Here is a 26,704-nt window from a genome sequence, read left to right as displayed (position 1 = left end):
GGGCCCCGCGGACCCCCGTTCCGCGTTCCCGGTACGACGAAGGGCCGCACCCCGAGGGGGTACGGCCCGTGCGCCTGTGCGGTGGGTCAGCGGACCTCGGTGATCTCCGGGCCCCGCTGCAGCTGCCCCATGCCGCCGGAGAAGCGGGAGCCGCTCTGCTCCTCCTGCTGGACGCCTTCCGGCACCATCTGCGCGTCGTTCGGGAGCTTCAGGACGATCGGGTCGCGCGGGGCCATGGGGCCCTCGCCGCGGACGACGACGGTGTCCCGGAAGATCTGCTCCAGCAGCCCGGCGGTCTGCGGCTCGACCGCGCCCCGGCCGGAGATCACACCGCGCAGGAACCAGCGCGGCCCGTCCACACCCACGAAGCGGACGACCTGGAAGCCGCCCGTGCCGTCCGGCAGCTGCACGGGCACCTGGGCCCGCAGCTCCCAGCCCAGCGGGCCTTCGACCTCGTCGATGACACCGCCCTGCTGGGTGATGCCGGTGGCGATCTCCTCGCGGACCTCGCCCCAGATGCCCTCGCGCTTGGGCGCGGCGAAGGCCTGCAGCTGGACCGCGCTGTCGCGCAGGACGACGGTGGCCGCGACGATCGCGTCGCCCGCGACCTCGACCCGCAGCTCCATGCCCTCGACGCCGGGCACGAAGAGACCGCCGAGGTCGACCCGGCCCTCGCCGGGGTTGGATACCTCGGAGCTGTCCCAGGGTCCGTCGGGCCGCGGCTCCGGCTCCAGCCGCACCCGCTCCCGCTCGACCTCGTCCGTCTCAGTGCCGACTGCGTCGACGACCTGCTCGGCCTCGCTCGCCGCGTCCGCCGCGTCCTCAGCGGAGCCCTTCTTCTTGCGACGTCCGAACACGTCACTGTCCTTCCCGGTCGGATACGACCGAAGCGTATCGATTCCCACCCGTTGTGCCGTCCACCGCGGCATGACCGCCGGTGGACCCGAAGCCCCCCTCGGCCCGCGCCGAGTCGGGAAGCTCCGCCACCTCCTGGAAGCGCACCTTCTCGACCTGCTGGACGACCAGTTGGGCAATCCGGTCGAAGCGCTCGAACACCACGGCCTCCCGCGGGTCGAGGTTCACCACAATGACCTTGATCTCCCCACGGTACCCGGCATCAACCGTCCCTGGGGCATTCACCAGGGCGACGCCGCAGCGGGCGGCGAGACCGGACCGAGGGTGCACGAAGGCCGCGTACCCCTCCGGGAGCGCGATGGACACTCCCGTGGGCAGGACGGCCCGTTCGCCCGGCTTCAGTTCACGGCGCTCCGTGGTGCGCAGATCGGCGCCCGCGTCACCGGGGTGCTCGCACTCCGGCAGCGGAACGTCCGGGTCCACGCGCCGGATCAGCACGTCGACGGGGTCGCGGCCGCCGCTCACGGGTTCACCTCGAAGGCGCGGGCCCGCCGGACCTGGTCCGGGTCGTTCATGGCCGCCTGGATCTCCTCCTGACGGCCGTTGTCGATGAAGTGGTCGACCTTCACCTCGACGAAGAGCGCGTCGGCGCGGACGGCGAGCGGGCCGTCGGGGCCGCCCACGCGCCCGGTGGCGCTCGCGTAGATCTTCCGCCCGGCCACGGCCGTCACCTCCGCCTGGAGGTGCAGTACGGCGCCGACGGGCACGGGCCGTACGAAGTCGGTCTCCAGCCGCCCGGTCACCGCGATGGTGCGCAGCAGCCAGGTGAGCGAGCCGAGCGTCTCGTCGAGGGCGGTGGCCAGGACCCCGCCGTGCGCCAGGCCGGGCGCGCCCTGGTGGGCGGCCTTGACCGTGAACTCGGCGGTGAGGGAGACGCCCTCGCCGGCCCGGGCCTGAAGGTGCAGCCCGTGGGGCTGCTCGTCGCCGCAGCCGAAACACTGCCCGTAGTGCGCGCCCAGCAGCTCGCCCGGAGCGGGTGCCTCGGGGTGCCGGACGGGCGCCGTGGCGTCCGCCGGGGGCTGCAGGGCCGCGGAAGTACCTCTCACAGCCGCAGACCTTACCCGTCCGTCAGCCTCCGGCCATCGTCCCGGCGGACAGGGTTTCCCCTCGGGTGCCCCCATTTCTTGGGGCCGGCGCTCCCCGTGCCAAGCTTGACGCCATGCAGCTCTCCGCCTCGCCGTACGAAGAACGCCTCACCGCGCCCCGTTCGTGGTGGCTGGTCTGCCTCCTGGTCGGCGTCTCCATGGCCCTGATCCTGCTGCCCTTCGGCACCCTGCCGCTCCTCGGCGGCCTGGCGGGCGGCACCGCCGCCGCGGCGGTCGTGGCCAGTTCCTACGGCTCGGTCCGCATCCGCGTGGTCGGGGACGCCCTGATCGCGGGCGAGGCGAAGATCCCGGTGAGCGCGCTCGGTGAGCCGGAGGTCCTCGACGCCGAGGAGGCGCGGGCCTGGCGCACGTACAAGGCCGACACCCGGGCGTTCATGCTGCTGCGCGCCTACATCCCGGGCGCCCTGCGCATCCCGGTCACGGACCCGGCCGACCCGACGCCCTACCTGTATCTGTCGACGCGGCAGCCGCAGCGGCTGATCGCCGCCCTGGAGGCGGCCAGGGCAGCGGCGTAGCCGCGGCGTCGGCTTCCCCGCCACCGCCGGTCTCTCGTCCGTTTCTCGCCTGATTCTTACGGTCGGCGACGGTCGCCGGGGCTGACGGGTCCGCGGACCTGTTCCCGGGGTCGGCTGCTTCCCACGCCTCGACGGGCCGGGCCGTGGTCAGTCCTCGTCGAGGTTCCGCGGCAGCTCGGCCACCGTCACGGGGTCCGTCGGCTTCTCCAGCGCCGGGAGGTCCGGCAGCGCCTCCCAGGGCACCTGGGTGCGCCGCAGGTCCTTGCGGACGCGCTGGGCGAGGTGCTTGGTGTCCCGGCGGTTCATGACGGCGCCGACGGCGGCCCCGACCAGGAACGGCATGAGGTTCGGCAGGTTGCGCACCATGCGCTTCATGATCTGCTGGCGCAGCTGCCGCTTCAGCTGTCCGCCGAGCGCCGCGTCGATCGTCGTGGGCCTGGTCACGTCGATCCCGCGCTCACCGGACCAGGAGTCGAGGTAGGCGGTGCTGCGCTGCCGGAGGTTGCCGGGCGGTCGTAGCCCGTACACCTCGTGCAGCTCGGCGATGAGCTTCAGCTCGATCGCGGCGACGCCGGTGATCTCGGCGGCCAGCTCCGCGGGCATGGCCGGCGGTGTGGGCAGCATGGCGGCGGCCCCGACCCCGGCGCCCACGGTGGAGGACGCGTTCGCGGCGCCCGCCACGAGCTTGTCGGCGAGCTGTTCGGGCCCGAGGCCCGGGAACTGGGCGCGCAGGGTCGCGAGGTCCCGTACGGGGATCCTCGGGGCCATGTCGATGATCCGGTCGGTGAGGTACGCGAGCCCTGCCCGCGCGCGGTCACCGCTCTTGCGGGCCCCGATGCTCAGGCCCTGTCTCATGCCCGCCCGGACGACCGCCGCGCGCCTTCCGGCGACCGGCGCCGGAGTGTCCACCGGTACGGGCAGGCGCCCCTGCTCATCCGCGGCGCCCCCCGACGCCGTGTCCGACGTACGTTCGAGCGAGGCCGCTCCGGGATCGGAGGAGCCCCGCTCGTCGTCACGCACGCCGTCAGAGCCGCTGTACGGCCCATGGTCCGCCCCCTTGCGGAAGCGGCGCTTCCAAGGAGGGGTCGAGCCAGTCACGGCCGACCCTGCCTCAGTCGCAGTCGCGGCAGATCGGCTGACCGTTCTTCTCGCGGGCCAGCTGGCTGCGGTGATGCACCAGGAAGCAGCTCATGCAGGTGAACTCGTCCTGCTGCTTGGGCAGGACGCGGACGGCCAGTTCCTCGTTCGAGAGGTCGGCGCCCGGCAGCTCCAGGCCCTCGGCGGCCTCGAACTCGTCGACGTCCACCGAGGAGGTCGACTTGTCGTTCCGGCGCGCCTTGAGTTCCTCCAGGCTGTCCGAATCGACGTCGTCGTCGGTCTTGCGTGGGGTGTCGTAATCCGTTGCCATGTCGCTCTCCCCCTCTGGGTGTCTGCGGTGTCTCCAGCGCACGTAACGCGTGAGAGGCCGGACTTGTGCCCGACCTGAGGCGGAGATTTTGCCTCACATCAAGGTCTGTTACTCAATCGACACCCAACCGGACCCCTCAAGAGTGATCGGCTTGGATGGCGAACGGGACCGTACACGGTCCTCAGGCTGCATTTCAAAGGCGCCTCAGCATGTACTTCCCGTGATCCCAACCCCCGAAAACCCGGATGTTCCCGGCTTTCCGACAGGCACATGATCACGCTCAGTAGATGGCTGAATATTCGCCCATGTGATCGATCACACATTGGTCGTGCGCGACTGTTCTGATCAGAACTCATGGGCCCTCCGGGAAATTCCGCGTGAAGCGAACATGTCCCGGAAGCCGGCACATTTTCTCAGACGGGCAGGGTCACGCGCATCACCAGCCCGCCCCCCTCACGCGGCTGGGCGGCGATGTGGCCGCCGTGCGCGCGGGCCACCGACCGGACGATCGACAGGCCGAGGCCCACGCCCTTGTCGCTTCCCGTGCGCTCCGTCCGCAGCCGCCGGAACGGTTCGAAGATGTTGTCGATCTCGTACGCCGGCACCACGGGGCCGGTGTTCGTGACCACGAGGACCGCCTGGCCCTGCTGGAGCTCCGTCGTCACCTCGACCCAGCCGCCCGGCCCCGGCACGTTGTACCGGACGGCGTTCTGGACGAGGTTCAGCGCGATCCGCTCCAGCAGGACGCCGTTGCCCTGGACGACCGCGGGGGCCCGCTCGCCGCGGATCTCCACCTTCTTGGCGTCCGCCTCGGCGTGCACCTGGTCGACGGCCTGGGAGGCCACCTCGGCGAGGTCCACGGGCTTGCGCTCGACGATCTGGTTGTCGCTGCGGGCCAGCAGCAGCAGCCCCTCGACGAGCTGCTCGCTGCGCTCGTTGGTGGCCAGCAGGGTCTTGCCCAGCTGTTGCAGCTCCGCGGGCGCGTTCGGATCGGAGAGGTGCACCTCCAGCAGCGTGCGGTTGATCGCCAGGGGGGTGCGCAGCTCGTGCGAGGCGTTGCCGACGAAGCGCTGCTGGGCCGTGAAGGCCCGTTGGAGCCGCTCCAGCATGTCGTCGAAGGTGTCCGCCAGCTCCTTCAGCTCGTCGTCCGGCCCGTCCAGCTCGATACGGCGGGAGAGGTCCGACCCGGCCACCGCGCGCGCGGTACGCGTGATGCGGCCGAGCGGCGCGAGCACCCGGCCCGCCATCGCGTAGCCGAAGGCGAACGCGATCACGGCGAGCCCCAGCAGCGCCAGCAGTGAACGGCTGAGGAAGGCGTCCAGGGCGGCCCCGCGCTGGTCGTCGATGCAGTTGGCGATCGCGGCGTTGAAGTCGCTGAGCGGGACGTTGACCGTCGAGTCGGCGTCCACGGCGGGGCACTGCTCGCTGGAGACGCTGATGCGATCGCCGCCCACGATCTTGAACAGTGGCTGGTTCCCGGTGTTGATCGCCTGGGCGGCCAGCAGATAGATGATCGACAGCAGCAGGATGCCGGCGATCAGGAACATGCCGCCGTACAGCAGCGTGAGCCGTATGCGGATGGTCGGGCGCAGCCACGGGAACGGCGCCTGCGGTCGCTGGGGGTCCCAGGTGGGCTTGGGGGGAGCTGCGGGGGGTGCCGGGGTGGTGGCCATGGCGATCAGATCCGGTAGCCGGAGCCGGGCACGGTGACGATCACCGGTGGCTCGCCGAGCTTGCGCCGCAGCGTCATGACGGTGACGCGGACGACATTGGTGAACGGGTCGGTGTTCTCGTCCCAGGCCTTCTCCAGGAGCTGCTCCGCGGAGACGACGGCGCCCTCGCTGCGCATCAGCACCTCCAGGACGGCGAACTCCTTGGGCGCGAGCTGGACCTCCTTGCCGTCGCGGAAGACCTCGCGGCGGTTGGGGTCGAGCTTGATCCCGGCGCGCTCCAGGACAGGCGGGAGGGGCACGCTGGTCCGCCGGCCGAGGGCCCGCACACGCGCGATCAGCTCACTGAAGGCGAACGGCTTGGGCAGATAGTCGTCGGCGCCGATCTCCAGGCCCTCGACACGGTCGCTGACGTCACCGGACGCGGTGAGCATCAGCACGCGCGTGGGCAGGCCCAGCTCGACGAGCTTGCGGCAGACGTCGTCGCCATGGACGACGGGGAGGTCGCGGTCGAGGACGACCACGTCGTAGTCGTTGACGCCGATGCGCTCCAGGGCGGCCGCACCGTCGTACACGACGTCGACGGCCATGGCCTCCCGGCGCAGTCCGGTGGCCACCGCATCGGCGAGCAGCTGCTCGTCCTCGACGACGAGTACGCGCACGTCGCTTGTCCTTCCTGTGTCCACCCGCGTAGCGCGCCGAAGGCGCACACGGGCAGGGTGTTCGTGGGTGTGTGACCTCCATCCTGCCTTTTTCGGCCGTAAGTCGGCGGTAAGGCGATCTCCTGCCCGGAGCCACCCGGGAATGCGGGTTTTTTTCGTCCGGTTGAGGTTTCCGTCGAAGACGGCGAGGGGAGGACAGGCTTTACACCCCGCGATCACGCTCTGCTTGTGCCGCAGCACCATGCGGTACACGGCGATCCGCTTTCCGCAGAGCGGGCGTGGGTGTCCGGCACCGACGCCGCCCGGCACGGGTGGCGCTGGGCATCCACAAGAAGCGTGATCGTCCCTTCCGAACCGGCACACCCCCGTGCCATCGACCCACGACCAGGACGAGGGGGCGCAGCATGGACGCATTCACCGCAGGACTTCTGCAGCGCATAAGGGCGACCGAGTCCGACCTGACCAGGGCTCGTGACGAGGGCGACGACTTCCTCGTCGAAGTGGAGCAGGCCGAGCTCGACGACCTGCACCGCCTCGCCGCCGACCACGGTGTGGAGGTCGGCGCGTTCAGCGTCTGATCCGGACCCACGCGCTCGAGAGCGGGACCCCAGGCAGCCGGCCTGGGGTCCCGCTCTTTGTTGTGCCGCTTTCGCGTGCCGCAGCCGGCCCGCTCAGTCGTGCCAGGCGCCGAGCTCCTCCAGGCGGGCCTGGAGGGCCTCGAAGAGGCCGGGTGGGGCGGCGATGGTCAGGTCGGGTGAGAGGGGCTGTCCGGGGCGGCCACCGGTCAGGGCGCCCGCCTCCCGGGCGATGAGGTCGCCCGCCGCGTAGTCCCACTCGTTCAGGCCGCGCTCGTAGTACGCGTCCAGGCGGCCCACGGCGACGTCGCACAGGTCGATCGCGGCCGAGCCGCCGCGGCGGATGTCGCGGACCTCGGGGATCAGCGCGCGCAGCACGTCGGCCTGCCTGGCCCGGCGCTCGGCGCGGTAGCCGAAGCCCGTGCCGACCAGGGCCAGCGCCGGGGCGGGGGCGGGCCGCACGCGCGCGGGGCGGTCGTTCACGTACGCGCCCTCGCCGAGGACCGCGCGGTAGGTCTCGCCGCGCACGGGGGCGTGGACCACGCCGACGACGGTCTCACCGTCCACGCGGGCGGCTATGGACACGGCCCAGCTCGGCAGGCCGTACAGGTAGTTGACGGTGCCGTCGATCGGGTCGATCACCCATTGGACACCGCTGGTGCCCTCGACGCTGGCGCCCTCCTCGCCGAGCACGCCGTCGTGCGGCCTGCGCTCGGCCAGCAGGCCGGTGATCAGCTTCTCGGAGGCGATGTCCATCTCGGTGACGACGTCGACCGCGCTGGACTTGGTGGCGGCCACCCCGAGGTCCTCGGGCCGGCCGTCGTGGAGGAAGGCGCCCGCGCGGTGGGCCGCCTCCAGGGCGATCTCCAGCAGTTCGGCCTTGAGCCCGTCCGGGTGGTTCGGCTGGTCGTTCACGGTGCTCCTCACGCGTACGGGCTGTCGGCGCCCGCGGCGGCGGGCTTCGGGGCGCGGGCCGGGCAGCAGCCGACCGGGCAGAGTTGATGGCTCGCGCCGAGGGCGCCGAGTGCGCAGGGCGTCACGTCCTGGCCCCGCTCGACGGCGGCGCGCTCCAGGACCAGGTCGCGGATCGCGGCGGCGAAGCGCGGGTCCGCGCCCACGGTGGCCGAGCGGCGCACCGGCAGTCCCAGCTCCTCGCCCTTGGCCATGGCTTCGGTGTCGAGGTCGTACAGGACCTCCATGTGGTCCGAGACGAACCCGATGGGCGCCATCACGACGGCCGGGGCGCCGGACCCGCTCAGCTCCTCCAGGTGGTCGCAGATGTCGGGCTCCAGCCACGGGATGTGGGGCGCTCCCGAACGGGACTGGTAGACGAGCTTCCAGGGGTGCTCCACGCCGGTCCGCTCGCGCACGGCCTCCACGATGAGCCGGGAGACGTCCAGGTGCTCCTCGACGTAGGCACCGCCCTCGCCGTGCCCCTCGACCGGGCCGGAGGTGTCCGCCGACGCGTTCGGGATGGAGTGCGTGCAGAAGGCGATGTGCGCGCCGTCGCGGACGTCCTCGGGGAGGTCGGCGAGGGACTCGATCACTCCGTCGATCATGGGCTCCAGGAAGCCCGGGTGGTTGAAGTAGTGCCGGATCTTGTCGATCCTCGGCAGCTCCAGGCCCTCGGCCTCCAGGGCGGCGAGCGAGTCGGCGAGGTTCTCGCGGTACTGGCGGCAGCCCGAGTAGGAGGCGTAGGCGCTGGTGGCGAGGACCAGGATGCGTCGGCGGCCGTCGGCGACCATCTCGCGCAGGGTGTCGGTGAGGTAGGGCGCCCAGTTGCGGTTGCCCCAGTAGAGGGGCAGGTCCAGGCCGTGCTCGGCGAAGTCCTTGCGGAGGGCGTCGAGGAGGGCGCGGTTCTGGTCGTTGATGGGGCTGACCCCGCCGAAGCGGAAGTAGTGCTCACCGACTTCCTTGAGACGTTCCTTGGGGATGCCGCGCCCCCGCGTCACGTTCTCCAGGAAGGGGATCACGTCGTCCGGGCCCTCAGGGCCGCCGAACGAGAGCAGGAGCAGGGCGTCGTAGGGGGTGGCGTCGTGCGCGTGTGGCATGGGTCGATCCTGCCACCCGGCACCGACGGGCGGGATCCCGGCCCGTTTTCACAGATGACTTGGGTGTGCCTGACCCGTAAGCTGTATCGGCTGCCTTCACGCCTTACAGCACCGGCCAGGGAACGGTTCCCTCCGCTTCCCGCACCTTTCGGAGATCCGCCGTGCCCAGCCCGTACACCGCTCTGTTCGCCACGCCCGGCACCAAGGGCTTCACCGCCGCGGGGTTCATCGGCCGTATGCCGCTGTCGATGATGGGCATCGGCGTGGTCACGATGATCTCGCAGCTCACGGGGCGGTACGGCCTCGCCGGCGCCCTGTCGGCGACCATCGCGCTGTCCGCCGCCGTGCTCGGCCCGCAGATCTCCCGCATGGTGGACCAGTACGGGCAGCGGCGGGTGCTGCGCCCGGCGACGCTCGTCGCGCTGACCGCGGCCGCGGGGCTGCTGTGCGCCGCGCACTTCGGCTGGCCGGACTGGGTGCTGTACGTGTGCTCGGCCGGCATCGGCTGTGTGCCGAGCCTCGGCGCGATGACCCGGGCGCGCTGGGCGGCCCTGTACCGGGGCACTCCGCGGCTGCACACCGCCTATTCGTTCGAGTCCGTGGTGGACGAGGTCTGCTTCATCTTCGGACCGATCATCTCCATCGGTCTGTCGACGGCGTGGTTCCCGGAGGCCGGGCCGCTGCTCGCCGCCTGCTTCCTCGCGGTCGGCGTGTTCTGGCTGACCTCCCAGCGGGCCACCGAGCCCGCCCCGCACCCGCGCGAGCAGAAGGGGCGCGGCCGTTCGGCACTGCGCTCGCCCGGACTGCAGGTGCTGGTCTTCACGTTCGTGGCGACCGGGGCGATCTTCGGGGCCGTCGACGTGGTCACCGTGGCCTTCGCCGAGGAGCAGGGCCACAAGGCCGCCGCGAGCGTCGTCCTGGCCGTCTACGCGGCCGGGTCCTGCCTCGCCGGGGTCGTGTTCGGACTGATGCGGTTCTCCGGGGCGGCCGAGCTTCGCTGGCTACTGGGCGTCTGCGGCATGGCCGTGAGTATGATCCCCCTCCTACTGGTCGGAAACTTGCCGTTTCTGGCTGTGGCGCTCTTCGTCGCGGGGCTGTCCATCGCACCCACGATGATCACGACGATGTCCCTGATCGAAGAGCACGTACCACGCGCGCAACTGACCGAGGGCATGACCTGGGTGAGCACCGGACTCGCGGTCGGCGTCGCGCTCGGCTCCTCCGTGTCCGGCTGGGTGATCGACGCAGCCGGGGCGGACGCCGGGTACGGGGTTCCGGCGGTGTCCGGTGCCGTCGCGGTCGCGGTCGGTTTCCTTGGGTACCGCCGGCTGCGCAGGCCGGCACCGGAGCGGGGAGGGCCCCTTGAGCACCACAGTGATCGGCAAGAGCGGCACGTGGCGTAACTGGGCGGGGAACGTGACCACCCGGCCCGTACGGGAGGTCACCCCTGCCACCGTCGAGGAACTCGCCGCGGCGGTGCGCCGGGCCGCCGAGGACGACCTCAGGGTGAAGGCCGTCGGCACGGGGCACTCGTTCACGGCCGCCGCCGCGACCGACGGCGTCATGATCCGCCCTCAACTGTTGACGGGCATACGCAACATCGATCGTGACGCCATGACCGTCACGGTGGGCGCGGGCACTCCGCTCAAGAGACTCAATGTGGCCCTCGCGCGCGAGGGCCTGTCGCTCACGAACATGGGCGACATCATGGAGCAGACGGTCTCCGGGGCCACCAGCACCGGCACCCACGGCACGGGCCGCGACTCGGCCTCGATCGCCGCGCAGATCAAGGGGCTTGAGCTGGTCACCGCGGACGGCTCGGTCCTCACCTGTTCCGCCACCGAGAACGCGGACGTCTTCGCGGCCGCCCGCGTCGGCATCGGCGCGCTCGGCATCGTCACCGCGATCACCTTCGCGGTGGAGCCGATCTTTCTGCTCACGGCCCGCGAGGAGCCGATGCCGTTCGAGAAGGTGCTGGCCGAGTTCGACGAACTGCACGCCGAGAACGAGCACTTCGAGTTCTACTGGTTCCCGCACACGGGCAACACCAACACCAAGCGCAACAACCGCAGCGCCGGCCCGGAGAAGCCCGTCCCCCAGTTGAACAGCTGGTTCGAGGACGAGTTCCTCTCCAACGGCGTCTTCCAGGTGGCCAACCTGGTCGGGCAGGCCGTGCCCGCCACCATCCCGACGATCGCCCAGATCTCCAGCCGCGCCCTGTCCGCGCGCAGCTACACCGACATCCCCTACAAGGTCTTCACCTCCCCGCGCCGGGTGCGCTTCGTGGAGATGGAATACGCCGTTCCGCGTGAGGCCCTGGTGGACACACTGCGTGAACTCAAGGCGATGGTCGACCGCTCCAACCTCCGCGTCAGCTTCCCGGTGGAGGTCCGCACCGCGCCGGCCGACGACATCACCCTCTCCACCGCCTCCGGCCGGGACAGCGCCTACATCGCCGTCCACATGTTCAGGGGTACGCCCTATCAGGCGTACTTCACGGCCGCCGAGCGGATCTTCACGGCGCACGAGGGACGTCCGCACTGGGGCAAGGTGCACACACGGGACACGGACTACTTCGCCAAGGTCTACCCCCGCTTCGGCGAGTTCACCGCGCTGCGCGACCGGCTCGACCCCCAACGGCGTTTCCAGAACGACTACTTGCGCCGCGTCCTCGGGGCGTAGCCGGGCGGCGGTACCGGTGATCACTTGACGCGCTCCCCCTACCCGGCGTGACGAAAGGGCCCTCCCCTGCGGCCGATTGCCGTCTCTCACCAGAAGTCGAGCGGCGTGCCGATCCACGCAAGTGGCCCGAATGGAGTACTGTTGCGAGCCCTGGGTCCGGACTCCCGCCAGGGTGTCCGGGGCCCCACGAGGACCGCCGGGAGGGGGATCGTTGCACAGGGTGATGAGGTTCGTCACTTAGCGTTGCGAATAGGTAACCGTGCCATAACGGCGGCCTCGGGCCCACGCCCGACACGCCGGGCAACTCGGCAAGGTTGTGGCAGGCTGCACCCGGGCAGGCCACACTCGACTAGCGGAAGCAGCGACGCACGTGACGTCGGCAGGCACCACCCGGGAGGTCCCCATGCCCGAACTGCGTGTCGTGGCCGTCTCCAATGACGGCACACGGCTGGTGCTGAAGGCTGCCGATTCCACGGAGTACACGCTTCCTATCGACGAACGCCTGCGTGCCGCCGTGCGCGGCGACCGTCCCCGTCTCGGCCAGATCGAGATCGAGGTCGAGAGCCATCTCCGTCCCCGTGACATCCAGGCGCGTATACGTGCGGGTGCCACGGCCGAGGAGGTCGCGCAGCTCGCCGGCATCCCCGTGGACCGGGTGCGCCGGTTCGAGGGCCCGGTACTGGCCGAGCGCGCCTTCATGGCCGAGCGGGCACGCAAGACCCCGGTCCGCCGCCCCGGCGAGAACGCCGCAGGCCCGCAGCTCGGCGAGGCCGTCCAGGAACGGCTGTTGATCCGCGGCGCCGAGAAGGACACCGTCCAGTGGGACTCGTGGCGCCGCGACGACGGCACCTGGGAGGTCCTGCTGGTGTACCGGGTCGCGGGCGAACCGCACTCGGCGAGCTGGACGTACGACCCGCCCCGGCGACTGGTCCAGGCCGTCGACGACGAGGCGCGCTCCCTGATCGGCGAGTCCGACGATCTGGGCGCGCCCGAACCGAGCTTCCCGTTCGTGCCGCGGATCGCCCGGCTGCCCCGCGACCGCCAGGCGGAACGTCCCGTCCTGCCGGCCGTGACACCGGAGTCCGACGAGGAGAGCGTGAGCGAGCGCGACTCGCTCACGAGCATCCTGGAGGCCGTCCCCAGCTACCGGGGCGACCTGGTGGTGCCCGAACTGCCCGCCGCCGAACCGCAGGACGATTCCGTCGAGGAGGTGGACGAGGAGTCCGCGGCCCCCGCGGCCTCGGCCGGTTCCGCCTACGCGGACGTCCTCATGCCGCCGCGGTCGGTCAACGGCCACCGCGACCGGCTCATCGGCTCCACGGACCGGCAGGCCGAGGCCGACGGCGTACGGCCGGGGCGGCGCGCGGCGGTGCCCAGCTGGGACGAGATCGTGTTCGGCACACGCCGCAAGAAACAGGAGTAGCGGGAAACAGCGGTAAGGAGGGGGGGCGGCGGCTGCGAGCAGGAACGGTCGTGCATGCCGATCCGTTTCTGCTTTCTTTTGTTTCCGGGTCGTTCTCCGAGTCCTTCTTCAGTGGTGGGGGTTCGGTCTCTCATACGTGTGTGGGGCCCGTGTCGTTCAGACGCGGGCCCCACGGTGTATGCCTGTCAGCGGTGGGTCACTGGGGGTCGGGCCCGGTGGCGACCGGGCGGCCGCCGTCGCGGGACCACTCCGACCATGAACCGACGTACAGGGCGGCCGGGATGCCCGCCACGGCCAGGGCGAGCACCTGGTGGGCGCCGGAGACGCCCGAGCCGCAGTACACGCCGACCTCCGTGTCCCCGGTCGCGCCGAGCGCCTTGAAACGGTCGGCGAGTTCGGCGGCGGGACGGAAGTGACCGGATGCGGTCACGTTCTCGGTGGTGGGCGCGGACACGGCGCCCGGGATGTGGCCGCCGACCGGGTCGATGGGCTCCACATCGCCGCGGTAGCGCTCGGCGGCCCGCGCGTCGAGGAGCAGACCGCCGCGGGCGAGCGCCGCGGCGCCGTCCGCGTCGAGCAACGGGAGGGCGCCCGGGGCGGGGGTGAAGGTTCCCGGCTCGGGATCGGGGAGTTCGGCCGTCACCGGGCCGTCCCAGGCCGCGAGACCGCCGTCGAGGACCCGCACCGAGGGGTGGCCCGACCAGCTGAGCAGCCACCAGGCGCGCGCGGCGGCCCAGTTGAGGCCGCCGTCGTAGACGACGACCGGACGGTCGGCGGACACCCCGGCCGCCCGCATCGCCGCGCCGAAGTCCTCGGGGTCCGGCAGCGGGTGGCGGCCGGCCGGACCCGCCGGACCGGCGAGTTCGGCGTCCAGGTCGACGAAGACGGCCCCTGGGAGGTGCGCCTTGTCGTACTCGGGCCGCAGGTTCGGGCCGCCCAACTGCCAGCGCACGTCCAGCAGGACCGGCGGGCGGGGTCCGGCCAGCTCCTCGGCGAGCTCGGATGCGGTGATGATGGCGTTCATGGCCCCATCCTCGCGCACGGGGTGGCCCCTTCGCCCAGGTCCGGCTACTCTGCCCGCCGGACGGTTCCGATCACCGCGCGTACGGGATCGGACACATGCCGTACAGCCGACGGCCACCACACGTCTGCCCCCGCGTCGAAGCGGCGCGTCGCGATCGACCGCGCCCCGTTCGCGTACGTACGTGCGCCAGGACGCGGCGGTGCGGCGCGGGCGCCTGGCACCACGGGTGGTGCGAGCATCGGCACGGGGCGTGATCGCGGGTGGACGCGGTACACGGGTACGGCGGGGCGGACGGACGCGGCCCCGAGGGGCCGAGGAGAGAGTGACGATGACCGACGCACGGGGGTCGACCGGACCGAACGGTGGGGCGTACCCGCCGGGCACGCCCTGCTGGGTGAGCCTGATGGTGCACGGGATGGCCGCGACCCAGGAGTTCTACGCAGCGCTGTTCGGCTGGGAGTTCCAGCCCGGTCCGCAGCAGCTCGGCCCGTATGTGCGGGCGCTGCTCGACGGGCGTGAGGTGGCGGGGATCGGGCAACTGCCGCCGGACCGGCACCTTCCGATCGCCTGGACGCCGTACTTCGCCTCCGACGACGTGGATCTGACGGCGGCGACCGTGCGGCACTGCGGCGGGACCGTCGGGGTGGGGCCGCTGGACGCCGGCGACGCGGGGCGCCTCGCGATCGGCTCGGACCCCACGGGTGCCGTCTTCGGCATCTGGCAGGCGGCGGCGCACCTCGGCACGGACATCACCGGTGTGCCGGGCACCCCCGCCTGGGACGAACTGCTCACCTATGACACGGAGAGCGTCGCCAAGTTCTACGAGGTGGCGTTCGGCTACGAGGAGAGACCGGTGGCGTCCCCCGACCCCGACACCGACCATGTCACCCTCCACATCAAGGGTCGCCCCGTCGCCGGAATCCACGGCGTGGGCGCCGCGCTCCCCCGTGATCGGGGCCCGCACTGGCTGACGTACTTCGAGGTCACCGACACCGACGAGGCGGCCCAGCGGGTCGTCGCCCTCGGCGGCCATGTCCTGACCCCGCCCCATGACACCCCGCAGGGCCGTGTGGCCACCGTGGCGGACCTGGAGGGGGCCGTCTTCGCGCTGGTGCACATGGAGCGCTGAGGTTCCGGACGCGGGAGCGCCGGGACGGGCGTGCGGGGGCGCTGCGGGCGGCCCGAAGGTGGCCTTCCGCGCGTGATCAGCCTCCCGGGGGGTCAGGCCGTCTCGACCGGGAGGACGTCCGGGGCGAGGGCTCCCGCGTGGGCCGTCGCGGCGGTCATGCGCCGGCGGTGGTGGCGACGGCAGAGCACCTCGTAGCCGATGTCGTCGGGCTGGTTGACGTCGCCCACGACGACCTGGGCGCCCTCGACGACCATGTGGCCGCCTATGGTGCGGGCGTTGTGGGTGGCGCGGGCGCCGCACCAGCAGAGGGCCTCGACCTGGAGGACCTCTACCCGGTCGGCCAGTTCGACCAGCCGCTGGGAGCCGGGGAAGAGCTTGGAGCGGAAGTCGGTGGTGATGCCGAAGGCGTACACGTCGAGGCCCAGGTCGTCCACGACGCGGGCGAGTTGGTCGATCTGCTCCGGGGCGAGGAACTGGGCCTCGTCGGCGATGACGTAGTCCGCGCGGCGTCCCTTGGAGAGGTGGTCGACGAGGTACGCGTAGAGGTCCTGGCCGTCCTCGACCTCGACGGCGTCGGTGACCAGGCCGAGGCGGGAGGAGAGCTTGCCCTGGCCCGCGCGGTCGTCGCGCGTGAAGATCATGCCCTGGAGGCCCCGCGCCGAGCGGTTGTGCTCTATCTGGAGGGCCAGCGTCGACTTCCCGCAGTCCATGGTTCCGGAGAAGAACACCAGCTCGGACATGGTGAGGGAGCACCTTTCGGCAAGGAGGGCAGCGGAACGGTCGGGGACGGCGGGTGGTGCGCAGGGTGTGCGGCGGGCGTCAGGAGCGTACTTCGAGGAGCGGGATCAGTTGTTCCGCCGGGGTCATCGAGCCGTGGTTGCCGACCATCGCCGACTCCTTGGGCTCCCGCTCGGAGGCGATGATCAGGACGTCGTCGCGGGCGGCCGCGACCACGTCACCGATGCGGCCGTACACCCGTTCGTCCACCGTCGGCCCGAACCAGCCCGCGGCTATGGCCTCGTCCCGCGAGGCGATCCAGAACTGTTCGCCGAGCACCTCACGCCAGCAGGTCAGGACGTCCGACTCTGCGCCCGGTACCGCGTACACATGGCGGGCGCGGCCCTCGCCGCCCAGCAGGGCGACCCCGGCGCGCAGTTCCCAGTCCTCGTCGAAGTCGATGCGGTGCTGCTCGTCGAAGGGGACGTCGATCATGCCGTGGTCGGCGGTGACGTACAGGGCGCTGCGCGGCGGGAGTTGCTCCGCGAGTCTCTGGACGAGGCGGTCGACGTGCATGAGCTGGCCACGCCAGGTGTCCGAGTCGAGGCCGTAGCGGTGCCCGGCGCCGTCGACCTCGGAGTAGTACGTGTAGACCAGGGACCGGTCACCGGCGCCCAGTTGCGCGGCGGCCAGGTCCATGCGGTCCTCGCCGGAGAGGCGGCCGTGGAAGGTACCGCCGCTCAGCGCGACCTTGGTCAGGGGGGTGTGTTCGAAGGCGGGGGACGAGACCTGCGCGGTGTGCACACCGGCCTCGTGGGCGAGCTGGAAGACCGTCGGGTACGGCTGCCACACGTGCGGTGCCGTCCAGGGCTGCCAGCGGAGCTGGTTCATCAGCTCCCGGGTCTCGGGGTCGCGGACCGTGTAGCCGGGGAGCCCGTGCGCGCCCGGTGGCAGTCCCGTGCCCACGGAGGCCAGGGAGGTCGCCGTGGTGGCGGGGTAGCCGGCGGTGATGGGGCGGCCGGTGCCGCCGCGCGAGGACGCCAGCAGGGAGGTCATGAACGGCGCCTCGTCGGGGTGCGCCCGCAGCTGCTCCCAGCCGAGCCCGTCGATCAGGAAGACGCAGGCACGGTCGGCCGGCGCCAGTTCCTGTATGGCGGCGGTCGTACCGGGGACCTCCATGCCCGCCGCGAGGGTGGGCAGGAGGTCGGCGAGCGAGCCGGCGCCGTACTCGGGGACGGGCGCGGAACCGACGGCGAGGGGTTCCGGGTGGTCCCAGGTGGGCAGTGCCATCAGCGGGCGAGGTCCGCGGTCGCCTCGGAGAGCGACTGCGCGAAGGCGAGGGCCTGGCGAACGGTCTCCGGGCCGTCGCCGGCCTCGCTGACGCGCAGGCTGAGGTCGTCCGCCGTGGAGCTGCCCGTGTAGCCGTGGTCGGCCTCGCAGTTGGGGTCGCCGCAGGCGGCGGGCTCCAGGTCGATACGGGAGACGGCGCCCCAGCCGATGGTCAGGACGACCTCGCGCGGCAGGGTGCCGGGGGTGTACGACTCGGGGTTGGCGACGACCCGGCTGACCACGACCGAGGAGATCCGGCCGAGCTTCACCGACTCGGTGGACGTGGTGGCGTAGGGCGTCGGCGACGTGCTGTCGGCGGCCTGCTCGTCGGTGTGGCTGACGATGAACCGGTTGGCCGTGAGGACGAGCACGGTCACATGGCGCCGCACCTCGTTCGCGTCGAACGTCGTCTCCTGGTGGACCAGGTACGACTTGATGGCCTCGCCGCCGACAGCGGCCTCCACCGCCTCGGCCACGAGAGCCGGGTAGTAGCCGCTGCGCTCGATCGCCGCACGCAGCCCCTGGGTCGTCGTACTGGTCTTGGCCATGACGTCCATCCTAGTCCGTGGGCAAGAGCGGTCCGGCTCAGTCAAGGGCATCCCGGGGCGTTCGAACAGCAGGCCGTCATGCCCCTCTCGCGTCCGGCGCCCGGGACAGCCCTGTGAACGGGCAGGCGGAGGGGTGTGCGGCCACGGCACCGCGCGGACTCGGGGAGGGCGGGAGAAAGCTCGGGACTGCCGTGATCGGGCCGGGGAAGGTTCGGGACCGCCGTGATCGTAGGCGGGCGCGGGCCTCGAAGACGGCGTACGCAGCCGAGGTGACCATGTATCGCTCACTGGCGGTCGGTCACCAGGCGCAGATCGCCGGTCACCGGTCGTCGCCGTCAGTAGACCGGGAGCGTCCTCGGGCCGAGGTCGTCGCGAGCGGGCGGGCGGGCGAGCCGTACGGTGGCGCCGAGCACGCTGAGCCCCTGCGGGGCGACGACGACCGGCTCCAGGGAGACGGCCACGACCTCGGGGTGGTCGTCCACCAGCCGGGAGACCCGCAGCAGCAGTTCTTCCAGGGCGCCGGTGTCGACGGGGGCCGAACCTCTCCAGCCGAAGAGGAGGGGGGCGGTCCTGATCGACCGGACCAGGGAGGCGGCGTCCCGTTCGGTGGCCGGAATCAGCCGGTGCGCCATGTCCCCGAGCAGCTGCGACGCCGGTCCGGCCAGCCCGAAGGAGAGCACCGCTCCGGCCGCCGGGTCGACCACCGTCCGTACGATCGTGTCGACACCGCGCGGGGCCATGGCCTGGACGACCGGACGCAGCTCCTCCGGCCCGCCGAACAGCTCCGTCAACTCCGTGTACGCCCGCCGCAGTTGCTCCTCGTCCGCAAGGTCGAGCCGTACACCGCCCAGGTCCGCCCGGTGCCTCAGGTGCGGGGCGGTCGTCTTCAGCGCGACGGGATAGCCGAGCGCCTCGGCCGCCGCCACCGCCTCGTGGGGCGTGGGCGCGGGCCGTGCCTCCCGGACCTGGATGCCGTACCGGGCGAGCAGGGCGCAGGTGTCCTCCGCTCCGAGGTCGAGCCCCTCGCCCCGCGCGAGCAGCTCGTCGATCTGCCGCGCGGCGCCCTTCTCGTCGATGTCCTCGTACTCGGGCACCTTGCCCGGCTCCGCCGCCTCGCGCCGCCACTGCGCGTACTTCACGGCTTCGGCGAGGGCGCGGACGGCCCGCTCGGCGGCGGGATAGGCGGGGATGAGCCGGGAGTCGGCGGGCCGGGCAGGGGTGGGTGGGGAGTCGGCGGGCCGGGCAGGCGCGGCGGCTTCCGCCCGGAGGGGCCGGGCGGGGGCGGAGGGGGGCGCCGCCGGGGTGGCCGTCGCCTCGGTGGGCGGTCGTTCCACGGGGTGCCGGGTGTCCCCCTGGGGCCGGGCTGCCGGGGGCTGTGTGGCACCGCTCGCGGCAGCCGGGGTCCGGTCGCCGGCCTGGGGTGCGGTGCTCGCCGCGGCCGACAGCGCCTCGGCGAGGCCGCCCAGCTCGACGTGCACGACGAGCACCGGCTTCGCGGGGGTCGCCGCCGCCGCGGAGCGGAGCGCCTCGGCGAGGGCCGCGTCGCCGGGGGACGTCTCCCCCAGTGCCGGTATGGCCGTCACGACCACGGCGTCGCAGGCGTCGTCTGCCAGGGCGTCCGACAGCACCCGGTGGAAGTCGTCCGCCGAGGCGGCGGTCGTCAGATCGACCGGCGGCAGCGGACGGAGCCCCTCCGCGAGGCACGCGTCATAGGTGAGCAGCCCCAACGACTCGGAGTTGCCGAGGATCGCCACCCGCGGGCCCGCCGGGAGCGGCTGCCGGGCCAGCAGCAGACCCGCGTCCACCAGCTCCGTGATCGTGTCGACCCGGATCACCCCCGCCTGGCGCAGCACCGCGGACACGGTGGCGTGCGGCAGCCGCGTGGCGCGCACCGCGTGCCCCTGCGGGGCCGCCCCATGGCGTGCTCCCTGGACGACGACGAGCGGTTTGACCGCGGCGGTCCGCCGGGCGAGACGGGTGAACTTGCGCGGGTTGCCGATGGACTCCAGGTACATCAGCACGACATCGGTGTCGGGGTCCTCGTACCAGTACTGGATGACGTCGTTGCCGGAGACGTCCGCCCGGTTGCCGGACGACACGAACGTGGACACGCCCGTCACGCCGGTCACCCCTCCCCCGCGCCGGTGCAGCCGGGACAGCAGCGCGATGCCGATGGCGCCGGACTGGGCGAAGAGGCCGATGCGCCCGGAGCGCGGCATCTCCGGGGCGAGCGAGGCGTTGAGCCGTACGTCGGGGGCGGTGTTGATGACGCCGAACGCGTTCGGTCCGATGATGCGCATGCCGTACGCGCGCGCCTGGCGGACGAGGTCGCGCTGGCGGTCGTGTCCCTCGGGACCGCTCTCGGCGTACCCGGCGGAGACCACCACGAGGCCCTGCACACCGTGTTCACCGCACTCGGCGACGACCTCGGGGACCTGCGCGGCGGGGACGGCCACGACGGCGAGGTCGACGGGGCCCTCGATGTCACGGACGGAGGGGTAGGCCGGAACGCCGTCCAGCTCCTTCTCCCGGACGGCCCTGTTCACCGCGTGGAGCCGGCCCGCGAAGCCGGCGTTCCGGAGGTTGGCGAGCACGCTGCGGCCCACTCCGCCCGGTGTGCGCCCGGCGCCGATGACGGCGACCGAGCCGGGGGCGAGGAGCCGCTGCACCGATCTGGCCTCGGCCCGCTGCTCCCGGGCGCGCTGCACGGCGAGGGAGCGGTCGGTGGGCTCCAGGCCGAACTCCAGGCGTACGACGCCGTCCTCGAAGCTGCGCTTCTGCTGGTACCCGGCGTCGGTGAACACCTTGATCATCTTGGTGTTGGCGGGCAGCACCTCGGCGGCGAAGCGCCGGATGCCGCGCTCGCGGGCGACGGCGGCGATGTGTTCGAGGAGGGCGGAGGCGACGCCGCGGCCCTGGTGGGCGTCCTGGACGAGGAAGGCGACCTCGGCCTCGTCGGCGGGGGCCGAGGCGGGCATTCCGTCGGGGCCGATCCGGTCATAGCGTACGGTGGCGATGAACTCGCCGCCGACGGTGGCGGCGAGACCCACCCGATCCACGAAGTCGTGGTGCGTGAAGCGGTGGACGTCCTTGGCGGACAGGCGAGGGTACGGCGCGAAGAAGCGGTAGTACTTCGACTCGTCGGAGACCTGCTCGTAGAAGCTGACCAGACGCTCGGCGTCATCAACGGTGATGGGCCGGACGCGTGCGGTGCCGCCGTCGCGCAGCACCACGTCGGCCTCCCAGTGGGCGGGGTACTCGTGCCGGTCCGACGAGGTCTGCATGGGCCCCAGAGTACGGCTCGCGTCCGACGACGGCGCGGGGCAGTCTGGGGAATCACGACAGCCGGTGCGCGGTCAGGCCGTGGGCCCGTTCCGGTGACGCTTCACGATATGGGAAACTGGTCTAGACAACCCGGTCTAGACCTCTTCGAGGTACCCGAGACACACCTGAAGGGCAGCATCACATGGCTGAGCGCCGCGTCAACGTCGGCTGGGCCGAGGGCCTCCACGCCCGCCCCGCTTCCATCTTCGTCCGGGCCGCCACGGCCTCCGGTATCCCCGTGACGATCGCCAAGGCCGACGGCAACCCCGTCAACGCCGGTTCCATGCTGGCGGTCCTGGGCCTGGGCGCCCAGGGCGGCGAGGAGGTCGTCCTCGCCTCCGACGCCGAGGGCGCGGACGCCGCGCTCGACCGTCTGGCGAAGCTCGTCGCCGAGGGCCTCGAGGAGCTCCCCGAGACGGTCTGACCCACGCGGCAGCGGCCGGAAGGCCACTCGCGGCAGCACTGAAGGGCTCGTCCGATTTATCGGGCGAGCCCTTCGCATTTCCCTGGGCAGAGGGGTCGGATAAATCTGTCCGCGACGTCGTTAAATCCGTCCGCGGGCAGCAGAAATTACGCCCCTCGAATTCATACCTTCTTTGTATACGGCCCTCGTGTTAATGCCGCAGACTCGGCGTGTTTACGGGGTGTTGCGAAGTCCTCACACGGTCCGGTCGGTCGGGACGCTCCGGCGTCGCGGGCCGGCCGGGAAAGCGCAGCCGGTGCGCCGAGGTGGCCCGCTCGGTGTGCAGAGCGGTGATCGTCCGCGCGCGCTCGCTGTCACCGCGGGCCACGGCGTCCACGATGCCGCCGTGCTCGGCCCAGGACTCCACGGGGTTGGCCGGCGCCTCGACCGCGTACATCCAGGCGATCTTGTGCCGTAGCTGGGCGAGCGTCGAGGTCAGGGCAGGGCTCCCGGAGGCCTGGGCGAGCGTCTCGTGGAACCAGCCGCCCAGGGAGCGCAGATCCTCGCTGTTGCCCCGCCTGGCCCGCTCCTGGCCCAGCCTGACCAGGCCGCGCAGGACCTTCAGGTGCGCCTCCGTGCGGCGCTGGGCGGCGCGGGCGGCGCCGAGGGGCTCGAGCAGCATGCGCATCTCCAGCAGGTCGGATGCCTCCTGCTCGGTCGGCTCGGCGACGCACGCGCCCGCGTGCCTGCGGGTCACCACGAAGCCCTCGGCCTCCAGCGTGCGCAGTGCCTCGCGCACGGGGACGCGGCTCACGCCGTAGCGGCGGGCGAGCAGTTCCTCGGTGAGGCGGCTGCCGCGCTCGTAGACACCCGCGACGATGTCATCACGGATCGCCGTGCATACCGAGTGCGCCGGAATACGCATGACCGACCTCCGCCTTAATCCCCGTGAAACGTCATTGATTGACGTGTGTTCAGCTGACTCTATTGCAGCGGGCCGGAATTTCCGATGGCGGGCCGGAATCCATGGATATTTTTTGGACAGCGGGTACGCCGCAACAAGGAAAGCCCCGGCTCGGTGAGCCGGGGCCTCCTGAAGCGGTGAGGCTTTCGTCAGACGTTCACGCCGTGCGAGCGCAGGTACGCGACAGGGTCGATGTCCGAGCCGTACTCGGCCGTCGTGCGGGCCTCGAAGTGCAGGTGCGGGCCGGTGACGTTGCCGGTCGCCCCGGAGAGGCCGATCTGCTGGCCGGGGGTGACCGTCTGGCCGACGGAGACGCTGATGGACGACAGGTGGCCGTACTGGGTGAACGTGCCGTCGTTCATCTTGATCACGACGTTGTTGCCGTACGCGCCGCCCCAGCCGGCCTCGACGACGGTGCCGGCGCCCACGGCGTGGACGGGCGTGCCGGAGGCGGCGTGGAAGTCGACACCGGTGTGGCTGCCGGAGGACCAGACGGCGCCGCCCGACTTGTAGCCGGTGGAGATGTAGGAGCCGGTGATGGGAGAGACGTACGCGTTCAGGCGCTCGCGCTCGGCGGCGCGGGCGGCACGTGCCTTGATCTCCTCGCGCTCCTCGGCGGCGGCGCGCTCCTGCTTCGCCTTCTCGGCGGCGGCCTTGCGGGCCTCCTCCTGCGCCTTCTGCTTGACGGCGGCCACCTCGGCGGCCTGCTGCTGAGCGGCCGCCTGGGCGTCGACCTGCTCGGCGACCGTGTCACCGAGGACGATGATCTGGTTCAGCCCCGTCTGCTCGGGGGCGGGCTCCGCTGCGAGCGCCGGGACGGCGACGGTGCCGACGACACCGGTGGTGGTGAGAGCGGCGACGCCCACGGTCCTCGTGGTCGTGCGCTTCACGCGGCCGGGACGGCGGTGCTTCCCGGGAGCGCGGGTGAACGCCATGGAGTGGCTGATCCTTTCCTTCCCTCTCGCCTACCGGGTTAGCTGACGGGTTCGGAGCAGGAAGGTCTCCTACGGACACCCCTCGTTTCGCGAAGCTCGCGAAGGGCACCCGATTCACCCCAGGGACTGCGGTGGGTCCCCGGCTCCCCTGGCTCGCGCCGTGGGGGACTCGGCGATGACTGTCCGGTGCCGCGGGTGCGGCGAACTGCTGGCGAACAGCCGGACCGACGCTAAGCGGGCCGCCTCCGAAATAACAAACGCATCACGGGTTTTGAGGCATACGCCACAGGTCAGACGTGCAACCTCCCCCATCAATGCGAGCAATACGGGCAAACAGGGGCCCCGGTGACACTTCCGTCACCGGGGCCCCTCGTCGGCCTGCCCGCCCGCGAGCCGGTTGCCCTCGGCTTCTACTCGGCGGGTACGACGGTGACTTCGCCGATCCCGAGGGCCCTGACCGGCTCCTCGATCTGCGCGGCGTCACCGACGAGGACGGTCACCAGACGGTCCACCGGGAAGGCGCTCACGACGGCCGCGGTGGCCTCCACGGTGCCGGTGGCGGCGAGCTGTCGGTACAGCGTCGACTGGTAGTCGTCCGGCAGGTGTTGCTCGACCTGGTCGGCCAGGGTGCTCGCCACGGCGGCTGCCGTCTCGAACTTGAGAGGGGCGACCCCGACGAGGTTCTGCACGGCGACGTCCCGCTCGGCGTCGGTCAGGCCCTCGGCGGCGAGGGTGCGCAGCACCGTCCACAGGTCGTCGAGCGCCGGACCGGTGTTCGGTGTGTCCACGGAACCGCTGATGGCGAGCATCGAGACACCGGAGCCGTCGGGCGCGGAGCGCAGCACCTGGCCGAACGCGCGCACGCCGTAGGTGTAGCCCTTCTCCTCGCGCAGGACGCGGTCCAGGCGGGAGGTGAGGGTGCCGCCGAGGCAGTAGGTGCCGAGCACCTGGGCCGGCCACACCCGGTCGTGCCGGTCGACGCCCACGCGGCCGATGAGCAGCTGCGTCTGGACGGCGCCGGGACGGTCCACGATGACCACGCGCCCGGTGTCGTCGGCGCTCACCGCCGGCATGGTGCGGGGCTTGGCCGGGGAGCCCGTCCAGGCGCCCAGGGTGTCGCCGAGCACCGCGTCGAGGTCGACGCCGGTGAGGTCGCCGACGATCACGGCGGTGGCCGTCGCCGGGCGGACGTGCCGCTCGTAGAAGGCGCGTACGGCGGCGGAGTCGATGCTCGCCACGGTCTCCTCGGTGCCCTGGCGGGGGCGGGACATGCGGGAGTCCGCCGGGAACAGCTGCTTGGAGAGCTCCTTCGCGGCCCGGCGGCCCGGGTTCGCGGTCTCGTGCGGGATCTCGTCGAGCCGGTTGGCCACGAGCCGCTCGATCTCACTGTCCGCGAACGCGGGGGCCCGCAGGGCGTCGGCGAGCAGACCGAGCGCCTTGCCCAGCCGCGACACGGGCACTTCGAGGGAGAGGCGGACGCCGGGGTGGTCGGCGTGCGAGTCGAGGGTGGCGCCGCAGCGCTCCAGCTCGGCGGCGAACTCCTCGGCGGAGTGCTTGTCGGTGCCCTCGGAGAAGGCCCTCGTCATGATCGTGGCGACGCCGTCGAGTCCGGCGGGCTCGGCGTCGAGGGGGGCGTCGAGGAGAACCTCGACGGCGACGACCTGCTGGCCGGGGCGGTGACAGCGGAGCACCGTCAGGCCGTTGTCCAGGGTGCCGCGCTCGGGCGCCGGGAACGCCCAGGGCCTGGCCTCGCCGGCCTGGGGCTGCGGGTGGAAGTCCATGGTCGCGAGCTCGGTCACTTCGCCGACTCCTCGTTCTCGTCGGTGGTCGCGTCGGCGTCCGTCGCCGCGCTCTCGGCCTCGTCGTCGGCGTCGTCGACGGGTTCGTAGACGAGCACCGCGCGGTTGTCGGGCCGCAGGCGGGCCTTGGCGACCTCCTGGACCTCCTCGGCGGTCACGTCGAGTACCCGGTCGACGGCGGTGAGGGCGAGCTTGGGGTCACCGAACAGGACCGCGAAGCGGCACAGTTCGTCGGCGCGGCCCGCGACCGTGCCGAGCCGGTCCAGCCACTCGCGCTCCAACTGGGCGTGGGCGCGCTCCATCTCCTCGGCCGTGGGGCCCTCCGCGGCGAACCGGGCGAGCTCCTCGTCGACGGCGGCCTCGATGACGGGCACCTCGACGTCGCCGGAGGTCTTGACGTCCATCCAGGCCAGGGACGGGGCGCCGGCCAGGCGCAGCAGACCGAACCCGGCCGTCACCGCCGTGCGGTCGCGGCGCACGAGCCGGTTGTAGAGGCGGGAGGACTCGCCGCCGCCGAGGATGGCGAGGGCCAGGTCGGCCGCGTCGCACGCGCGTGTGCCGTCCTCCGGGAGGCGGTAGGCGGCCATCAGCGCACGCGCGGGCACCTTCTCCTCGACGACCTCGCGGTGCTGCTCGCCGATGACGTCGGGCAGGCCGCCGTCACGCGGCTGCGGCTTGCCGTCGTAGGACGGGATGGAGCCGAAGTACTTCTCGATCCAGGCGAGGGTCTGCTCCGGGTCGATGTCGCCGACGACCGAGAGGACGGCGTTGTTCGGGGCGTAGTACGTCCGGAAGAACTGGCGGGCGTCCTCCAGGCTGGCCGCCTCCAGGTCCTCCATGGAGCCGATCGGGGTGTGCCGGTAGGGGTGGCCCTCCGGGTAGGCGAGCCGGAAGATCCGCTCGAACGCGGTGCCGTACGGCACGTTGTCGTAGCGCTGCCGACGCTCGTTCTTGACGACGTCCCGCTGGTTGTCCAGGTTCTTCTGGTCCAGCGCGAACAGCAGGCTGCCCATGCGGTCGGCCTCCAGCCACAGCGCGAGCTCCAGCTGATGGGCGGGCATCGTCTCGAAGTAGTTGGTGCGCTCCCAGCTGGTGGTGCCGTTGAGCGAGCCGCCGGCGCCCTGGACCAGCTCGAAGTGGCCGTTGCCCGAGACCTGCTTGGAGCCCTGGAACATCAGGTGCTCGAAGAGGTGGGCGAGGCCGGTGCGGCCCTCGACCTCGTGGCGGGAACCGACGTCGTACCAGAGGCACACCGCGGCGACCGGGGTCAGGTGGTCCTCGGAGAGCACCACGCGCAGGCCGTTGTCCAGGCGGTGCTCCTTCACTGTCAGGCCTTCGGAGCCTGCCTCGGCTGTGGCCGTGTGACCCATGGGCATGTACGTCCCTTCGATGGCGAGCGCGGTCACTGGAACCGCGGTTGTCCTGCCGGTCCTGCCACTGTATGCAAGCGTGCGGACGCCCGGCGAAGTTCCCGGAGCCCGTACGCCGACGGCGAGAACGCCTTACGCCGAGAGCGAGAAACCCC

Annotated in this window: 25 protein-coding genes and 1 riboswitch; of the genes, 7 read left to right on the top strand and 18 right to left on the bottom strand. The window is 71.9% G+C overall.

Features of this window, described 5'->3' with window-relative positions; all coding sequences use genetic code 11:
• Positions 1–86: 86 nt before the first annotated feature.
• Genes ACZ4Z3_RS18905 through ACZ4Z3_RS18895 form a run of 3 tightly spaced genes read right to left on the bottom strand, consistent with a single transcriptional unit; the run spans position 87 to position 1,961 of the window.
• The gene (locus tag ACZ4Z3_RS18905; RefSeq protein ID WP_468502045.1) at positions 87–857 is read right to left on the bottom strand and encodes a DUF3710 domain-containing protein; all 771 of its coding nucleotides are present in this window, start codon (positions 855–857) and stop codon (positions 87–89) included.
• A 1-nt stretch (position 858) separates the two neighbouring features.
• Positions 859–1,380 carry a dUTP diphosphatase gene (dut, locus tag ACZ4Z3_RS18900; RefSeq protein WP_468502044.1) on the bottom strand — a complete coding sequence of 174 codons (522 nt, stop codon included), beginning with the start codon at positions 1,378–1,380 and terminating at the stop codon, positions 859–861.
• Positions 1,377–1,961 (bottom strand): PaaI family thioesterase, encoded by a 585-nt coding sequence (locus ACZ4Z3_RS18895; RefSeq protein WP_055538643.1) that lies wholly within the window; start codon positions 1,959–1,961, stop codon positions 1,377–1,379. The genes dut and ACZ4Z3_RS18895 overlap by 4 nt, the downstream gene beginning before the upstream one ends.
• 113 nt (positions 1,962–2,074) lie before the next feature.
• On the opposite strand from ACZ4Z3_RS18895, the gene ACZ4Z3_RS18890 reads away from it, so the two are divergent.
• Entirely contained in the window at positions 2,075–2,536 is a 462-nt protein-coding gene (locus tag ACZ4Z3_RS18890) for a DUF3093 domain-containing protein (protein WP_055520740.1), read from the top strand.
• Between the two features lie 147 nt (positions 2,537–2,683).
• On the opposite strand, the gene ACZ4Z3_RS18885 is transcribed toward ACZ4Z3_RS18890, so the two are convergent.
• From ACZ4Z3_RS18885 to ACZ4Z3_RS18870, 4 genes are all read right to left on the bottom strand, one after another.
• Complete coding sequence (locus ACZ4Z3_RS18885; RefSeq protein ID WP_468502043.1) at positions 2,684–3,634, bottom strand: hypothetical protein; 951 nt, start codon at positions 3,632–3,634, stop codon at positions 2,684–2,686.
• Between the two features lie 13 nt (positions 3,635–3,647).
• Positions 3,648–3,944: a DUF4193 domain-containing protein gene (locus tag ACZ4Z3_RS18880; RefSeq protein ID WP_003997302.1), complete on the bottom strand. Its 297-nt coding sequence runs from the start codon at positions 3,942–3,944 to the stop codon at positions 3,648–3,650.
• Between the two features lie 413 nt (positions 3,945–4,357).
• Complete coding sequence (locus ACZ4Z3_RS18875; protein WP_404162610.1) at positions 4,358–5,617, bottom strand: sensor histidine kinase; 1,260 nt, start codon at positions 5,615–5,617, stop codon at positions 4,358–4,360.
• Between the two features lie 5 nt (positions 5,618–5,622).
• The gene (locus ACZ4Z3_RS18870) at positions 5,623–6,276 is read right to left on the bottom strand and encodes a response regulator transcription factor (protein ID WP_468502042.1); all 654 of its coding nucleotides are present in this window, start codon (positions 6,274–6,276) and stop codon (positions 5,623–5,625) included.
• A gap of 404 nt (positions 6,277–6,680) precedes the next feature.
• Between ACZ4Z3_RS18870 and ACZ4Z3_RS18865 the strand changes: the two genes are divergently transcribed.
• Positions 6,681–6,854 (top strand): hypothetical protein, encoded by a 174-nt coding sequence (locus tag ACZ4Z3_RS18865; protein WP_167738856.1) that lies wholly within the window; start codon positions 6,681–6,683, stop codon positions 6,852–6,854.
• 93 nt (positions 6,855–6,947) lie between these two features.
• Here the strand turns inward: ACZ4Z3_RS18865 and ACZ4Z3_RS18860 are convergent, their stop codons facing one another.
• Together ACZ4Z3_RS18860 and ACZ4Z3_RS18855 are read right to left on the bottom strand one after the other, a co-directional pair.
• On the bottom strand, positions 6,948–7,766 hold the full coding sequence (locus ACZ4Z3_RS18860) for an inositol monophosphatase family protein (RefSeq protein WP_468502041.1): 819 nt from the start codon (positions 7,764–7,766) through the stop codon (positions 6,948–6,950).
• 8 nt (positions 7,767–7,774) lie between these two features.
• Complete coding sequence (locus ACZ4Z3_RS18855; RefSeq protein ID WP_468502040.1) at positions 7,775–8,902, bottom strand: ferrochelatase; 1,128 nt, start codon at positions 8,900–8,902, stop codon at positions 7,775–7,777.
• Positions 8,903–9,063: 161 nt separating this feature from the next.
• Here ACZ4Z3_RS18855 and ACZ4Z3_RS18850 point away from each other — a divergent pair, with 161 nt between their 5' ends.
• From ACZ4Z3_RS18850 to sepH, 3 genes are all read left to right on the top strand, one after another.
• A complete protein-coding gene (locus tag ACZ4Z3_RS18850) occupies positions 9,064–10,305 on the top strand; it encodes an MFS transporter (RefSeq protein ID WP_468502039.1) in 1,242 nt (413 codons plus the stop codon).
• Positions 10,265–11,584 (top strand): D-arabinono-1,4-lactone oxidase, encoded by a 1,320-nt coding sequence (locus ACZ4Z3_RS18845; protein WP_468502038.1) that lies wholly within the window; start codon positions 10,265–10,267, stop codon positions 11,582–11,584. Before ACZ4Z3_RS18850 ends, ACZ4Z3_RS18845 begins: the two co-directional genes overlap by 41 nt.
• A gap of 403 nt (positions 11,585–11,987) precedes the next feature.
• Complete coding sequence (sepH, locus tag ACZ4Z3_RS18840) at positions 11,988–13,007, top strand: septation protein SepH (protein WP_468502037.1); 1,020 nt, start codon at positions 11,988–11,990, stop codon at positions 13,005–13,007.
• 196 nt (positions 13,008–13,203) lie between these two features.
• Here the strand turns inward: sepH and ACZ4Z3_RS18835 are convergent, their stop codons facing one another.
• Positions 13,204–14,031, bottom strand: a complete 828-nt coding sequence (locus tag ACZ4Z3_RS18835; protein ID WP_468502036.1) for a sulfurtransferase — start codon at positions 14,029–14,031, stop codon at positions 13,204–13,206.
• A 328-nt stretch (positions 14,032–14,359) separates the two neighbouring features.
• On the opposite strand from ACZ4Z3_RS18835, the gene ACZ4Z3_RS18830 reads away from it, so the two are divergent.
• Entirely contained in the window at positions 14,360–15,160 is an 801-nt protein-coding gene (locus tag ACZ4Z3_RS18830) for a VOC family protein (protein WP_468502035.1), read from the top strand.
• A 92-nt stretch (positions 15,161–15,252) separates the two neighbouring features.
• Here ACZ4Z3_RS18830 and ACZ4Z3_RS18825 read toward each other — a convergent pair whose 3' ends face one another.
• The 4 genes from ACZ4Z3_RS18825 to ACZ4Z3_RS18810 all read right to left on the bottom strand — a co-directional run bounded on the left by ACZ4Z3_RS18825 (position 15,253) and on the right by ACZ4Z3_RS18810 (position 21,038).
• Complete coding sequence (locus ACZ4Z3_RS18825; RefSeq protein WP_468502034.1) at positions 15,253–15,900, bottom strand: thymidine kinase; 648 nt, start codon at positions 15,898–15,900, stop codon at positions 15,253–15,255.
• A 79-nt stretch (positions 15,901–15,979) separates the two neighbouring features.
• Entirely contained in the window at positions 15,980–17,167 is a 1,188-nt protein-coding gene (locus tag ACZ4Z3_RS18820; protein ID WP_468502033.1) for an alkaline phosphatase family protein, read from the bottom strand.
• Entirely contained in the window at positions 17,167–17,754 is a 588-nt protein-coding gene (locus ACZ4Z3_RS18815; protein WP_099968251.1) for a DUF5998 family protein, read from the bottom strand. Before ACZ4Z3_RS18815 ends, ACZ4Z3_RS18820 begins: the two co-directional genes overlap by 1 nt.
• 335 nt (positions 17,755–18,089) lie before the next feature.
• Positions 18,090–21,038 carry a bifunctional acetate--CoA ligase family protein/GNAT family N-acetyltransferase gene (locus ACZ4Z3_RS18810; RefSeq protein WP_468502032.1) on the bottom strand — a complete coding sequence of 983 codons (2,949 nt, stop codon included), beginning with the start codon at positions 21,036–21,038 and terminating at the stop codon, positions 18,090–18,092.
• A gap of 182 nt (positions 21,039–21,220) precedes the next feature.
• Between ACZ4Z3_RS18810 and ACZ4Z3_RS18805 the strand changes: the two genes are divergently transcribed.
• Complete coding sequence (locus ACZ4Z3_RS18805; protein WP_468502031.1) at positions 21,221–21,502, top strand: HPr family phosphocarrier protein; 282 nt, start codon at positions 21,221–21,223, stop codon at positions 21,500–21,502.
• A gap of 190 nt (positions 21,503–21,692) precedes the next feature.
• Here the strand turns inward: ACZ4Z3_RS18805 and ACZ4Z3_RS18800 are convergent, their stop codons facing one another.
• The 4 genes from ACZ4Z3_RS18800 to ACZ4Z3_RS18785 all read right to left on the bottom strand — a co-directional run bounded on the left by ACZ4Z3_RS18800 (position 21,693) and on the right by ACZ4Z3_RS18785 (position 26,549).
• Positions 21,693–22,406: a GntR family transcriptional regulator gene (locus ACZ4Z3_RS18800; RefSeq protein ID WP_468502030.1), complete on the bottom strand. Its 714-nt coding sequence runs from the start codon at positions 22,404–22,406 to the stop codon at positions 21,693–21,695.
• A gap of 188 nt (positions 22,407–22,594) precedes the next feature.
• On the bottom strand, positions 22,595–23,380 hold the full coding sequence (locus ACZ4Z3_RS18795) for a M23 family metallopeptidase (protein WP_468502029.1): 786 nt from the start codon (positions 23,378–23,380) through the stop codon (positions 22,595–22,597).
• A 12-nt stretch (positions 23,381–23,392) separates the two neighbouring features.
• Positions 23,393–23,565: riboswitch (cyclic di-AMP (ydaO/yuaA leader) on the bottom strand.
• A 225-nt stretch (positions 23,566–23,790) separates the two neighbouring features.
• Positions 23,791–25,179 carry a M16 family metallopeptidase gene (locus tag ACZ4Z3_RS18790; RefSeq protein ID WP_468502028.1) on the bottom strand — a complete coding sequence of 463 codons (1,389 nt, stop codon included), beginning with the start codon at positions 25,177–25,179 and terminating at the stop codon, positions 23,791–23,793.
• A complete protein-coding gene (locus ACZ4Z3_RS18785) occupies positions 25,176–26,549 on the bottom strand; it encodes a M16 family metallopeptidase (RefSeq protein WP_468502346.1) in 1,374 nt (457 codons plus the stop codon). Before ACZ4Z3_RS18785 ends, ACZ4Z3_RS18790 begins: the two co-directional genes overlap by 4 nt.
• Positions 26,550–26,704 lie beyond the last annotated feature (155 nt).

It is taken from the genome of Streptomyces sp. NPDC030296 (assembly GCF_055572815.1).
This window is presented reverse-complemented; position numbering and strand designations above follow the sequence as displayed.